We start from the raw sequence: 12977 nt of genomic DNA, 5'->3' as shown, positions 1-12977 counted from the left end.
GGGGCAGTCTGCGTGGCCGGCTGGATGTGATGGCGTGCCGCACGCGATGCGGTGCAGGTTTGCCGTTCGTGGGGCGCGTTTTCAACCCCACGGGATCGCATAAGGGTTCACCTGTTTTTGGAAAACAGCCGACCCGCCAAGGCTGGCGTCAGTGACAGCCGCCGTTCTTGTCGCATCCTTTGCACCCGCCACAACCTCCTTGTGGAGCGGCGGTGGCGCGCCCCGCGACGGCCATCTGGAGTGAGGACGGAGCGTGAATCACCTGCAACGTCCTGCCGAATCCGCGCCAGAGTCCCCGCGTCGCGGAAGGGGCTACCCGGCCGAGCCAGTACAGCCCGCAGGCGACAACAAGCAGCCCGACAATCAGAGCTTCAATCATGATGGCCCCCATCCCAGTGCCAGGGCGATCCGCCACGTCAGGAACGAGGCCAGATACGCCAGTCCAAACAGATAACCCGCAGTCTGCGCGACGACCTTCCACCCACCGGTTTCGCGGCGGATAACGGCCAGCGTCGCGAAGCACTGGGGCGCATAAACATACCACGCCAGCAGAGACAGGGCCGTCGCCAGACTCCACTGGCTCGATAGAATCGGCGTGAGCTGCGAGGCGGCGTCGGTTTCTGAACCCCCGACAGCATACACCGTTGCAAGGGCGCTGACGGCGACTTCACGGGCCGCCAGTCCTGGAATCAGGGCAACGCAGATCTGCCATGTAAATCCGATGGGCGCGAACAGAGGCAGCATCAGATGGCCGAGCCGTCCGGCAAGGCTGTAGTCGATCGGTGCGCCGGTTGCGCCAGCGGGCGGCGCGGGGAAGCTGGACAGCGCCCAGAGCAGAACGCTCAGCGTGACGATGATCGTGCCCACGCGGGAGAGGAAGATGACAGCCCTCTGCCACAGGCCGAGAACCAGATCGCGCAGGCTGGGCAGGCGATAGGCGGGCAGTTCCATCAGGAGCGGGTGCTCCGTGGTCACTTCCCGGCGCTTCATGGCCCACGCCACGGCCAGCCCGCTGCCAATTCCGACCATATAAAGTCCGAACAGCACCAGTCCCTGCTGGTTGAACACGCCGCCGACAAGGCGTTTGGGAATGAAGGCGGAGATCAGCAGGGCATAGACGGGCAGCCGGGCCGAGCAGGTCATCAGGGGCGCGATCAGGATCGTCACAAGACGGTCGCGCGGGTTCTGGATCGTGCGCGTGGCCATGATTCCCGGCACCGCGCAGGCGAAGCTGGACAGAAGTGGAATGAAGGAGCGCCCGGACAGTCCGGCGGAGGCCATGACCCTGTCGAGGAGGAAGGCCGCACGCGGAAGATATCCCGACTCTTCCAGCACCAGAATCCAGAGGAAGAGAATCAGGATCTGGGGTAGGAAAACCACGACAGTGCCCGCGCCTGCGAGAATGCCGTCCACCAGCAGGCTGCGGATCAGGCCTGCGGGCAGGAGCGAGCGGATCAGTTCCCCGAAGGCCGTCATGCCGCTTTCGATGGCGTCCATCGGTGGCTGTGCCCAGGAGAACACGGCCTGAAACATGACGAACATCAGGGCAAGGAGGATCACCAGCCCCCAGACAGGGTGCAGCACCCAGCGATCCAGCCGGTCTTCCAGAGCTTCGGACGCGACGGCGGGCCGTGTCACGCACTCTGTGAGAAGCCGCCTTACGGTCGCATGAATATCACCACCATCTGCTTCCCGCAGGACAGGCGGCATAACGGGTGGGTTGTCGAGCAACGCCAGCAGATCGGCGGCGCCGTTCTTGCGGATTGCCACCACCCCTACCACCGGCGTTCCAAGTTCGGCGGCGAGCCGGGGCAGGTCTATCTTCAGACCTTCCTTTTCCGCGGCGTCCAGCATGTTCAGAACGATGATTGTCGGACGGCCGAGGCGGCAGACTTCCAGTCCAAAGCGCAGATGCAGCCGCAGATTTGTGGCATCCAGCACACAGATCAAAAGCTCGGGAGCCGCTTCGCCCCTGTAGCGCCCGGCACAGACATCGCGGGTCACAGCCTCGTCGGGACTCGTGGCCTCCAGACTGTAGGCGCCCGGCAGGTCAAGCAGCCGCACGGCTCTGCCTGCCGGTGTGGTCAGCCGTCCTTCTTTCCGCTCGACGGTGACGCCAGCATAGTTGGCGACTTTCTGGCGGCTGCCCGTCAGTTGGTTGAACAGGGAGGTCTTGCCGCAGTTCGGATTGCCGACGAGCGCGGCCCGGAGGGGGAGGGTCTCGACCATTGCGTCCATGGTCCTACGCACGCTCCTTCAGGATGACGCGGGCAGCCTCGGTGCGGCGCAGAGCGAAGCGTGTAAAGCCGATTTTCACAGCCATCGGATCACCGCCGAAAGGGCCGACCGCCACGACTTTCACGGGTTCCCCGGGAACGAAGCCGAGTTCCCCCAGCCGTCGCGCCACGATGTCATCGGCGGTACGGGTTTCGATATGGTCGATGACGGCGTTCATTCCGGCCGAAAGCTCGTCCAGGCGCATGAGGGGCTCCTGTTGGCCTGTCACTGATTGCGAATGATACCTATTTCCTATCTGCACCGCTGTCCATGTTCGAATGTTTTCATCAAATCCCGTATAAATGATGGGGCAACCTTGTCCGGCAGGGGAGCGTTGTGTGTTTCGGAGACGAGCAGATGATTCATTCCATTCCTTCAGCCAGGCCATTCGTGGCCACGCATGCGCCCCTCAATGAGGCGGTTAGTGTGTGGAATTTGCACGCAAAACTCGGAGAAGGGCCCGTCTGGAGCGAAGCTGAGCAGGCTTTCTATTTTGTGGATATCCTGAGTCGCACGCTCCACCGCTACAGCCCGTCTGACGGCAAAACGCTGACGCTGCATGTGCCGCGTCGCCCCACTTTTATCGTGCCCAAACAGGATGGCGGTCTGCTGTGCGGCATGGAGGACGGGCTTTACCTCTGCGATCCTTCGGTCGGAGAGGTCGTGCCGATCATGCCGGTCGAGCAGGATAATGCCCGTACACGGCTGAACGACGCCCACGTGGATGGTGCTGGTCGCCTGTGGTTCGGGACAATGGATGACGGGGAGGAGCTCCCGCTGGGCTCCCTCTATACTCTTGAGGACGACCTTTCGCTGCGCCAGCATCATACCGGCTACACGATCAGCAACGGTCCGGCGGTCTCCCCGGACTGCCAGACCCTCTATCACTGCGAATCGGCACTGGGTCTCATTTATGCGTTCGATATCCTACCGGATGGAACGCTGGCGCCCCCCCGGATTTTCGCAGAAATAGAGGAGGGCGCGCCGGACGGCCTGACGATCGACAGCGCAGGGACGCTCTGGGTGGGAATCTGGGGCGGTCATCGTCTTGAGCGGTTCGCGCCTGATGGTACCCGCCTCGCGCCCGTGCCGATCCCGGCCAGCAACGTGACCAAGGCGGCGTTTGGCGGGGACGATCTGCGCACGGTCTTCGTGACCACGGCGTGCAAGGGACTTTCGGTCGCCGAACGTGAAGACGAACCCCTGAACGGGGCAGTTTTCTGCTTTCGCGTCGAGACTCCGGGTATGCCGCAGGGCCTCATGATGTTACCGGCCTGATCGACAGGTCAGAGCGGGGAGGCGCCACCTTCCTGACCTTCCGCGCGTGTCAGATCCGCGTCAACAGGCCCTCTCCCGCGAAGTTTCGCGTGCAATCCGCGCCGCTGCCCTCTATGGACTGCCATTAACAGGTGTCTGCTGCACGCTTCTTGCTGTCAGCGGCGGACAGGTACGCATGAAAGATCAGGCTCGCCCCACGATGGATATTCGCAACATCGCCATTATCGCTCACGTCGATCATGGTAAAACCACCCTTGTTGACGAACTGCTCAAGCAGTCCGGCTCGTTCCATGAACATCAGCAGGTTGCTGAGCGCGCCATGGATAGCAATGACCTTGAGCGCGAGCGTGGCATCACCATTCTCGCCAAGTGCACGTCCGTCGTGTGGAAAGACACCCGCATCAACATCATTGATACGCCGGGCCATGCCGATTTCGGCGGCGAGGTCGAGCGTATCCTGAGCATGGTGGACGGCGCGATCGTGCTGGTGGATGCCGCCGAAGGCGCGCTGCCGCAGACGAAGTTCGTCGTCGGCAAGGCGCTGGCCCGTGGGCTGAAGCCGATCGTCGTGGTCAACAAGATCGACCGTAGCGACGCCCGCCCGGACGAAGTCCACAACGAGATTTTCGACCTGTTTGCGTCGCTTGGCGCGAATGACGAGCAGCTCGACTTCCCGATGCTCTATGCATCCGGTCGTCAGGGCTGGGCCGACATTGAACTCGAGGGGCCCCGTAAGGACCTTGCTCCGATGTTCGACCTCGTGCTGCGTCATGTCCCGGCTCCGAACGTGGACAAGGACAAGCCGTTCGCGATGATCGCGACCATCCTCGAGTCCGACAACTTCCTCGGCCGCGTGCTGACGGGTCGTGTCGAGCAGGGCCGTGCGAAGGTCAACATGCCGGTTCGCGTGCTGCGTGAAGATGGCAGCGTTGTCGAGACAGGCCGTCTGACCAAGCTGCTGTCCTTCCGTGGTCTCGACCGCGTGTCGGTGGATGAGGTCGAGGCTGGTGACATCGTCGCCGTCGCCGGTCTGTCCGACGCCACGATCCCGGAAACGATTGCTTCTCCGGAAGTGACCGAAGCCCTGAAGGCCATTCCGGTCGATCCGCCGACACTGTCCATGACCTTCCGCATCAACGATGGCCCTCTCGGCGGTCGTGAAGGCAAGAAGGTGACGTCGCGTCAGATCCGTGACCGTCTGTTCAAAGAGACGGAAAGCAACATCGCCATCCGCGTGACGGAAAGCCCCGAGAGCGAGGCCTTCGAGGTCGCCGGTCGTGGCGAGCTTCAGCTTGGCGTGCTTATCGAGACGATGCGTCGTGAAGGCTTCGAGCTGACCATCGGTCGTCCCCGCGTGCTGTTCCGCACGAATGAAGAGACCGGCGAGCGTGAGGAGCCTTACGAAGAGGTTCTGATCGACGTGGACGAGCCTTATTCAGGCGTCGTGGTCGAGAAGATGTCGCTCCGTAAGGGCCAGATGCAGGACATGCGTCCGTCCGGCGGCGACAAGGTGCGTCTGACCTTCATCATCCCGTCGCGTGGCCTGATCGGTTATCACGGCGAGTTCCTGACCGACACGCGCGGCACGGGCGTCATGAACCGTCTGTTCGCGGGCTATCAGCCTTATGCCGGTACGATCGAAGGCCGTCGCAACGGCTCGCTGATCTCGTCGGAAGACGGCGCCACCACGCAGTATTCGCTGTTCTCCCTGCAGGATCGCGGCACGCTGTTCGTGGGTGCGGGCGAAAAAGTCTATATCGGCATGATCATCGGCGAGCATTCCCGTGAGAATGATCTCGAAGTGAATGCGGTTCGTGAAAAGAAGCTGACCAACATCCGTGCCGCTGGCAAGGATGAGGCTCTACTGCTGATCCCGCCGCGCAAGATGAGCCTTGAGCAGGCGATTGCCTACATCGAGGACGACGAACTGGTGGAAGTCACACCGTCTGCCGTGCGTCTGCGTAAGCGTTACCTCGATCCGCACGAGCGTAAGAAAAACGACCGTTCCAAAAAGTCCGTTTGAGACCAATGACGGGCCGGGTTTCAACCCGGTCCGGGGTTGCTGACTGAAGGACGCATAGTCCTTTCATATCCGGGGGAGGCAAACTGCTCTCCTCACGGCATGTGCCTTCCCTCACCGGATCATCGTCCGGCTGGCTGTGGAAACGGGAGGAACTTCTCCTCCCTCTGGCGCTTTTCACCATACTCCGTTGCGGGACGACCCGCAGGGCATTTCGGAATCAGAGAGCAGGCGAAGCGACCCTTCGTCTGCCTGTTCGCGTTTGCAGATTCCGCATGAAAGGACAGGGACGGACTTTTGAAGGAGAGATTTTTCTCAACCTTGCTGACTGTGCAGGGCTGGTTTGGCTGGTTGCCCCCCAACGTCGTCTCCCTGTTTGTCCTTGCCGTTCTTGGCGCAGCCGTTGCTGGCGTTACAGGCCTCATTCTCCGGCGCGGCCTGGCCCGTGTGCCAGGTCGCCGTCGTTCCGGTTCCTTTATCCGCACGAGTGCGGTCAGTCTCCGGTTTCCCGCGCAGCTCGCGGTAGCCTCGGTGGCCATGATCGTGACCATTCCCGCGCTGGAGATGTCACCGCGGCTTGCAGGGCCTATCGCCCATCTTCTGGCGGTTTGCATCGTGCTGTCGCTGGGTCTCAGTCTGGGCCGGTCCGCGCGTCTCGCCGCTTCGCTCTATATCGAGCAGATCGATGCGGCGGGAGATAATCACGAAGAAAACATTCTCGGCAGAAAACACCTCACTCAGGTCAGGCTGCTGCAACGGATCGCCGGGGCTCTCATTGCCGTGCTGACGATCGGCGCGGCGCTCATGACGTTCGAGCCGGTCCGGCAATATGGCCTCAGTCTGCTGGCCTCGGCCGGTGCGGCCTCCATCGTCGTCGGTTTCGCCGCCCGTTCGGTTCTCACCAACCTGATCGCTGGCGCTCAGATTGCCGTGACGCAGCCCATCCGTATGGGGGACATGATTGCGTTCAACGGCGACTGGACATGGGTGGAGGAGATCAACTCCACGTTCGTGGTCCTGCGTGCGTGGGACAAGCGGCGGCGTATCATTCCGCTCTCTTACTTCCTCGATAATCCGTTCGAGAACTGGACCTACAATTCCGCGGAACTTATCGGCGCCGTGTATCTCTATCTCGATTTTCTGGCGCCCGTTGAGCGGATCAGGAAAAAGCTGGAAGGGATCGTCGAGGCCTGTCCGGACTGGAACGGCAAGGATTTCAGCGTGCAGGTGGGGGATGCCAACGACAGGACCATCATGATCCGCATCACCGCCGGAGCCCGCACGGCCGTGAGAAGCTGGGATCTGCGCTGCGCCATCCGGGAGCAGATCATCGTCTGGATTCGTGACAATTGCCCGGAGGCATTTCCGCAGGCCCGTTTCTCCGCCCATGCTTCGACGCAGGACTATCCGCACTGCGTGCAACTCACGGACGGACCGCAAGGCGCTCCGGTCCATCCGTAGAGTAGAGATTTCGTCCCGTGGTCGCGTGAAAAACTGCGCTTCATTGTCCGGGAACGGGTTGGTAAATGCAGGCTGGAATGGTGTGGTGCCCATAACTCACATGGGACACCACACGGGTCCATTGAGGCATAGCCGCCGATCAGGAGACAGAGTGTGACGAAGGACACTGCCGCGACTGCTTTTCTTGCGAAGCAGACCGTTCCCTACAGCCTGCATGAATATTCATATGCGCCGGAAGGTGGTCCGATCGGTATGCAGGCGGCGGAGGCGCTCGGCTCAAGCCCGGACAGCGTCTTGAAAACACTGGTTGTCGAGATCGACAAAAAACAGGCCGCCTGTGTCGTCGCACCCGTTCATCAGAAGCTCAATCTGAAAAAGGTCGCGGCGCTTTTCGGGGGACGTAATGCCCGCATGATGAGTCCGGAAAAGGCGCATGAACTGACCGGCTATCAGGGTGGCGGCACGAGTCCCTTCGGCCAGAAAACGGCCATTCCCCTCGTGATTTCTCACGATGCCATGAATCAGGATCATGTCTACATCAATGCTGGCGATCAAGGGTTTGTCGTGCGGATCTCTCCCGCTGACGTGGTGAAGCTGACCGACGCGAAAGTGGCGGACGTCGCGGCGGAATAAGCCGTTCTGCGGGAAAAGGCGCTTCCTAGCGGGTTGGTACGATAAAGCGCGCCCGTGCCGCTTCAGCATCCGCCCGCATGGCGCAGCCTGTGGCGTGGTCGTTTACCAGCCCCATCGCCTGCATGAAGGCATAGGCGGTCGTCGGTCCCACGAAACGCCAGCCGCGCTTCTTCAGATCCTTTGAAAGGGCAACCGACGCCGGTGTTGCCGTCACCACTTCCGGCACGTCCCGGCGGGGAGGCTCAAAGCGCCATATGTAGGACGCCAGCGATCCTTCCCGCTCCAGCAGCTCGGGCATACGGCGGGCATTGTTGATCGTCGCCTCGATTTTTCCGCGATGCCGGATGATTCCGGGATTCTGCAGCAGTCGTTCAACGTCGTTTTCATTGAACCGCGCCACACGTTCAGGATCGAAACCGAAAAAAGCCTCCCGAAAGGTCTCCCGCTTTTCCAGAATTGTGCGCCAGCTCAAACCGGCCTGAAATCCTTCCAGGCAAATCTTTTCGAACAACCTCCGGTCATCGGAGACAGGAAAACCCCACTCCGTGTCATGATACGCCTCATAGGTCGTAGTCGCGGCACACCATGCACAGCGTGGTCGTCCGTCACGTCCTGCAAGTGTTTCCAATATGTTTTCCCTTTTGTCAGGTCGTGATCGATTTTTTCCGAACTGGACGATGCGCCCGGCGATATATTAGGAAGCTGTTCCTGATTTTACCAAGGGCCCTGTATGCGCTTGCTTCGCCGACCTGCTCCGTTATTTGCTGACACCCTGCGCATAGACGGCCCTTCCTTCCCGACGCTCCTTCTCGGTATCGCGCTTTTCAGCCTGATCACCTTTCTGCGCTGGCCGGAAATCCTCCTTCACCCGACATTCTGGGGAGAGGATGGGTGGTTCTGGTGGCCTGATGCCCGCAAGTTCGGTCTTCAAAGCCTGTTCATGCCCCATACCGGCTATTTTCAGACTGATAGTCGGCTCATCGGTTTGCTGGCCGCTCCTTTTCCGCTGAAAGACGGCCCACTGATCTTCGCGCTTGCCGCTTTCATCTTCCAGATCCTGCCCCCGGTGTATCTGTTATCCTCCCGTTGCGCCGCGCTCTGCCCCTCGACAGCTCTCCGGTTCGTCATCGGGGCCATCCTCTGTGCCATGCCGAATTGCTGGGAGGTTTACGCCAATCTGACCAACAGTCAGTGGCATCTGGCCGTTCTGGCCTTTCTCATTATCGTGGCTTCGCCGCCGCGCACGGTGGCGGGATGGGTTTTTGACGGCCTCATGCTGATAGTCAGCGGCTTAAGCGGGCCGTTTGCCGTGTTTTTGGTGCCGGTCGCAGCATGGGTTGCATGGAGCAGCCCCGACAAGGTGCGGTTCGCCCGACTTGGGCTTGTGCTGGCCTGTGCCGCCATTCAGGCAGGATCAATCCTGCAACAGCCTCGGGATGTTGCTCCGCATCTGGGTGCCAGCCTTACGGGGCTTGCGCGGCTGATCGCCGGACAGATTATTGCGGCGACCCTGGTGGGGCATCTGCATCTGCCGCACCTCTACACCCTTTCCCTCTGGAAGGATGGGATGCTGCCGTGGACCCTTGCACTGGGAGGCGTGTGGCTGATGATCGAGGCCTGCCGGCGTTTCCCGGTGGTTCGGCTGTATGGAGTGTTCGCCTTTTTCGTGCTTGCCGCATCACTCTGGCGTCCGCTGGCGTGGGATGCTTCCCCCATGTGGGAGCTGCTCCTCTTGCCCGATTCCAGTGTGCGGTATTTCTATATTCCCATTACCTTCTGGCTGGTCACGCTCGTCACGCTTTCCTTTGCGGCCTCAGCCAGCCCGGCACGTAATTTTGCTCGCATTGCGCTGGGTGTCTGCGTGCTTGTCGGCATCCCGTATGATTGGCGCATGCCGGCCGAGCCGGATCGGGGTTTCCCGGCTTTGAGCGAGAAATATGAAACACTGCCGTCGGGCGGGTTCATTGACCTGCCGATGCGTCCAAATACGCATTTTATTCTGGGGAAATGATCCGTACAGTCCGTCACGTATGGTGACGATGGCGGACAACAGGCGTACGTCGGGATGGCCCACTGGCCCTCATTTCCGTAGTGAGGGCGTATTCAATTCATAAGGTGCGTGTGTCTTCTTCCTCTTCATCGCTCACACCGTCGCGGCCTTTGCTGATCGCAGGGATCGCGCTCTTTGTGGTGCTCACCTTTCTTCGCTGGCCCGAGATTCTTCTCCAGCCCTCCTTCTGGGGCGAAGACGGATGGAACTGGTGGCCGGAAGCTTATTATTACGGTTTCCGCAGTCTTTTCTTCCCCCACACAGGGTATTTTCAGACCGACAGTCGGTTCATCGGTTTACTCGCAAGCTTTTTTCCGCTGAAGGACGGCCCGCTGATCTTTGCCATCGCGGCTTTCATTTTCCAGGTCCTGCCTCCCGCCTACTTCCTCTCATCCCGCTGTGCCGCACTGTGCCCTTCCGTCGCCCTGCGGTTCGTGATCTGCGTCGTGATCTGCGCCATGCCGAACACGATGGAAGTCTATGCCAACCTGACCAACAGTCAGTGGCATCTGGCGATCCTGTCCTTCCTCATCGTGGCAGCCTCTGCCCCCCGCACCATGGGTGGCTGGATTTTCGACTGCGGGATGCTCGCCTTTGGCGCTTTAAGCGGGCCTTATGCCATTCTGCTGCTTCCTGTTGCCGCGTGGGTCACGTGGTTCAGGCCCGATAAGGCGCGTCTCGTCCGTTTCGCCATCGTGCTCTGTGGCGCGCTCATTCAATATTACTCCATCAGGCAACAGGCGCGTGGCGTGACCACCAATCTTGGAGCGAACCCGATCGCGCTGGCCCGTTTACTCGGCGGCCAGATTGTCGGCTCAACTCTTTTAGGTCATCGCAGACTTGAGTGGCTGTATGCGCTGCCTCTCTGGCGCAGCAATGTGCTGCCCTGGGCGCTCACCCTTGTCGCCAGCTGGCTGGCCGTGGTCGCCTCCCTGCGTTTTCGCGCTGTTTTCCTGTATGGTCTCTTCACGGCGGGGGTCTTTGCCGCCTCCCTGATATGTCCCGTTTCCAGCGGCGACATGCCAGCATGGGCGGGGCTTGCCCGCCCCGAGACGGGCGTGCGGTATTTTTATCTTCCCATCACTTTCTGGCTGGTCGTGATGGTCAGTCTGGCCTTTGCCGGGCCGCGTGGGTGGGCGAGACGAGTGAGCTGCATGGCGCTTGCAGCCTGTGTGTTCATCGCCATTCCCGGCGACTGGCATATTCCCCGTGCGGTTAATGATCATTTCAGCACGTTGGCGGAAAAATTCGAGACAGCACCAGACGGGTCGCATTTCACGTTTCCCGAGCGACCTAATACGACTTTCGAGGTCGTCAGGTGTGCCCACAGACCCTGCATTGAATCCCCCCGGCCCGGCTGGTAAATACGGCGACAAACAACAGGACGCCGGAGATTGTCATGAGCGCCAGGAAACTGCTGATCCTCCCGGGTGATGGCATCGGCCCCGAAATCATGCGTGAGGTTGCCCGCGTGACCGCGTGGCTCAGCCGGAAGCGTGGTATTACCTTCGATGTTACGGAAGACCTCGTTGGAGGCGCGTCGCTGGCGGAATACGGCACGCCGATCCGTCCGGAAGTCATCGACAAGGCCCGCGAGGCGGACGCCGTGCTGTTCGGCTCGGTCGGCGATCCGAAGTGGAAGGATATCGGCTTCGACAAGCGCCCGGAAGTGGCCATCCTGAAACTGCGGCAGGAACTGGGGCTGTTCGCGAACCTCCGCCCGGCCAAGGTGTTCGACGCCCTCGTGGATGCGTCCACGCTCAAGCCTGATGTCGTGAAAGGTCTCGACATCATGATCGTCCGTGAAAGCACGGGCGGCATCTATTTCGGCGATCCACGTGGCATCGAGACGCTGCCGAACGGCGAGAAACGCGGCATCAACACGGAAGTCTATTCGACGCACGAGATCGAGCGCGTCGGACGGGTTGCTTTCGAGATGGCCCGCAAGCGCCAGAACAGCGTGTGCTCCGTCGAAAAGCACAACGTCATGGAGAGTGGCCTGCTGTGGAAAGAGGTCATCACCGATCTCCACGCCCGCGAATATCCGGACGTGACGCTGACGCACATGCTGGCCGACAACTGCGCCATGCAGCTCGTCCGCAACCCGCGCCAGTTCGACGTGATCGTCACCGGCAACCTGTTCGGCGATATCCTGTCCGACCTCGCCTCCATGCTGACCGGCAGCCTCGGTATGTTGCCGTCCGCCACGCTTGGCGCGAAGCACTCAGACGGTCGCATGCCGGCGCTCTACGAGCCGATCCACGGGAGCGCCCCCGATATTGCGGGCAAAGGCATCGCCAACCCCATCGCGCAGATCCTCTCGCTGGCGATGATGTTGCGTTATTCCTTCAACCTCCTGACCGAAGCAGAGATGATTGAAAACGCGGTCTCCACCGTGCTTGCAACAGGCCTGCGCACCGCCGACATCATGAGCGAAGGCAAAGCCCGCGTCGGCACGGACGTGATGGGCGAGGCCATCGTCCGTGAACTGGACAAGCTCAGCGACTGAGATCGGTCTGACAGGGTTTCATGGGGTCCGTCCATGAAACCCTGCCGAAGTCCTGTTTTTGAAAATCTTTTTGTGGCCGCAGGGAAAGGACGCACATGATGTGTTCTGCCCTGAATGGCAGCCATGTCCACACGGCCTTCTGCCTCCCCCGCTCCTGCCGCTACAAAGCATCCCCTGTGACGGATAAACGCTGCAAGGGATGGGCGATGGCTACGACTTGGGGAGATTTTCAGGCCATTATTCAACTTTCGGCCGGTCTTAACGTCGCCATCCTGAGTTTTGTCGATATCAGCATCCCGGCGATCAAGGAACGCCGACATGTGTTTACGAAGGCGCGGCAGGAACTCGAGATCTATCGAAAAAATCCGCACAAGATCACGGAAAAAGACAAGAAAGACCACGCGGACAAGGTCGGTGAGATTGACCGCGAGCTGTTTGATCTCTGGCATACGACCTCGGATTTTGAGCAGGTCGAGGACTCCATGCTCAAGACCACCGGCGTTTTTGGTCTTCTGGGCGCCATCCTCAGCATTAGCCTGCTATGGTATTCCGGCGCTCATTATGACGAGACATTTTCCCTTCCCGGAATGGTCCTGACAGCCGCCTCTTTCTTCTCTCTTCTTGCCGCTTTCTGCGTCAATTTCTTTACGGCATTTCGGGCAACGCATTATACCCAGCGGTGTAATGATCTGCGGCAGAAAATGCGTGAAAAACTGAAGTAGGAATAGGGACCATATCTGTTATATGGT

The 12977-nt window shown here is 60.4% G+C and carries 12 protein-coding genes; 8 read left to right on the top strand and 4 right to left on the bottom strand.

Going from position 1 to position 12977, the window contains the following annotated elements:
- Positions 1-148: 148 nt before the first annotated feature.
- From GOB81_RS08740 to GOB81_RS08730, 3 genes are read right to left on the bottom strand one after another with little or no spacing between them, the layout of a single operon-like run.
- A complete protein-coding gene (locus tag GOB81_RS08740) occupies positions 149-379 on the bottom strand; it encodes a DUF6587 family protein (protein WP_173570033.1) in 231 nt (76 codons plus the stop codon).
- Positions 376-2238, bottom strand: coding sequence for a ferrous iron transport protein B (gene feoB, locus GOB81_RS08735; RefSeq protein ID WP_173570032.1), 1863 nt, complete (start codon positions 2236-2238; stop codon positions 376-378). Before feoB ends, GOB81_RS08740 begins: the two co-directional genes overlap by 4 nt.
- A 4-nt stretch (positions 2239-2242) precedes the next feature.
- Positions 2243-2482 carry a FeoA family protein gene (locus GOB81_RS08730; protein WP_173570031.1) on the bottom strand — a complete coding sequence of 80 codons (240 nt, stop codon included), beginning with the start codon at positions 2480-2482 and terminating at the stop codon, positions 2243-2245.
- A gap of 152 nt (positions 2483-2634) precedes the next feature.
- Between GOB81_RS08730 and GOB81_RS08725 the strand changes: the two genes are divergently transcribed.
- The 4 genes from GOB81_RS08725 (at position 2635) to ybaK (ending at position 7669) form a co-directional block, all read left to right on the top strand.
- Entirely contained in the window at positions 2635-3555 is a 921-nt protein-coding gene (locus GOB81_RS08725) for an SMP-30/gluconolactonase/LRE family protein (RefSeq protein WP_173570030.1), read from the top strand.
- A gap of 199 nt (positions 3556-3754) precedes the next feature.
- A complete protein-coding gene (typA, locus tag GOB81_RS08720; protein WP_173570164.1) occupies positions 3755-5578 on the top strand; it encodes a translational GTPase TypA in 1824 nt (607 codons plus the stop codon).
- 327 nt (positions 5579-5905) lie between these two features.
- Entirely contained in the window at positions 5906-7036 is a 1131-nt protein-coding gene (locus GOB81_RS08715) for a mechanosensitive ion channel family protein (RefSeq protein ID WP_338421345.1), read from the top strand.
- 153 nt (positions 7037-7189) lie between these two features.
- The gene (ybaK, locus tag GOB81_RS08710) at positions 7190-7669 is read left to right on the top strand and encodes a Cys-tRNA(Pro) deacylase (RefSeq protein ID WP_173570028.1); all 480 of its coding nucleotides are present in this window, start codon (positions 7190-7192) and stop codon (positions 7667-7669) included.
- Between the two features lie 25 nt (positions 7670-7694).
- Here ybaK and GOB81_RS08705 read toward each other — a convergent pair whose 3' ends face one another.
- Positions 7695-8297 (bottom strand): DNA-3-methyladenine glycosylase I, encoded by a 603-nt coding sequence (locus GOB81_RS08705; RefSeq protein ID WP_194299858.1) that lies wholly within the window; start codon positions 8295-8297, stop codon positions 7695-7697.
- Between the two features lie 102 nt (positions 8298-8399).
- Here GOB81_RS08705 and GOB81_RS08700 point away from each other — a divergent pair, with 102 nt between their 5' ends.
- From GOB81_RS08700 to GOB81_RS08685, 4 genes are all read left to right on the top strand, one after another.
- On the top strand, positions 8400-9680 hold the full coding sequence (locus GOB81_RS08700; protein WP_173570027.1) for a hypothetical protein: 1281 nt from the start codon (positions 8400-8402) through the stop codon (positions 9678-9680).
- A gap of 110 nt (positions 9681-9790) precedes the next feature.
- Complete coding sequence (locus tag GOB81_RS08695) at positions 9791-11083, top strand: hypothetical protein (protein WP_173570026.1); 1293 nt, start codon at positions 9791-9793, stop codon at positions 11081-11083.
- 35 nt (positions 11084-11118) lie between these two features.
- Positions 11119-12228 carry a 3-isopropylmalate dehydrogenase gene (leuB, locus tag GOB81_RS08690; protein WP_173570025.1) on the top strand — a complete coding sequence of 370 codons (1110 nt, stop codon included), beginning with the start codon at positions 11119-11121 and terminating at the stop codon, positions 12226-12228.
- 206 nt (positions 12229-12434) lie between these two features.
- Positions 12435-12950 (top strand): hypothetical protein, encoded by a 516-nt coding sequence (locus GOB81_RS08685; protein WP_173570162.1) that lies wholly within the window; start codon positions 12435-12437, stop codon positions 12948-12950.
- Positions 12951-12977: the final 27 nt, after the last annotated feature.

Source organism: Acetobacter conturbans, assembly GCF_011516755.1.
Lineage (GTDB): Bacteria > Pseudomonadota > Alphaproteobacteria > Acetobacterales > Acetobacteraceae > Acetobacter > Acetobacter conturbans.
This window is presented reverse-complemented; position numbering and strand designations above follow the sequence as displayed.

What these genes read in the sequence shown, in the direction of transcription:
- GOB81_RS08730 (WP_173570031.1), bottom strand. Translation starts at nt 2,482, where the DNA reads ATGCGCCTGGACGAGCTTTCGGCCGGAATGAACGCCGTCATCGACCAT.
- typA (WP_173570164.1), top strand. Translation starts at nt 3,755, where the DNA reads ATGGATATTCGCAACATCGCCATTATCGCTCACGTCGATCATGGTAAA.
- feoB (WP_173570032.1), bottom strand. Translation starts at nt 2,238, where the DNA reads ATGGACGCAATGGTCGAGACCCTCCCCCTCCGGGCCGCGCTCGTCGGC.
- GOB81_RS08740 (WP_173570033.1), bottom strand. Translation starts at nt 379, where the DNA reads ATGATTGAAGCTCTGATTGTCGGGCTGCTTGTTGTCGCCTGCGGGCTG.
- GOB81_RS08700 (WP_173570027.1), top strand. Translation starts at nt 8,400, where the DNA reads ATGCGCTTGCTTCGCCGACCTGCTCCGTTATTTGCTGACACCCTGCGC.
- GOB81_RS08725 (WP_173570030.1), top strand. Translation starts at nt 2,635, where the DNA reads ATGATTCATTCCATTCCTTCAGCCAGGCCATTCGTGGCCACGCATGCG.
- GOB81_RS08685 (WP_173570162.1), top strand. Translation starts at nt 12,435, where the DNA reads ATGGCTACGACTTGGGGAGATTTTCAGGCCATTATTCAACTTTCGGCC.
- leuB (WP_173570025.1), top strand. Translation starts at nt 11,119, where the DNA reads ATGAGCGCCAGGAAACTGCTGATCCTCCCGGGTGATGGCATCGGCCCC.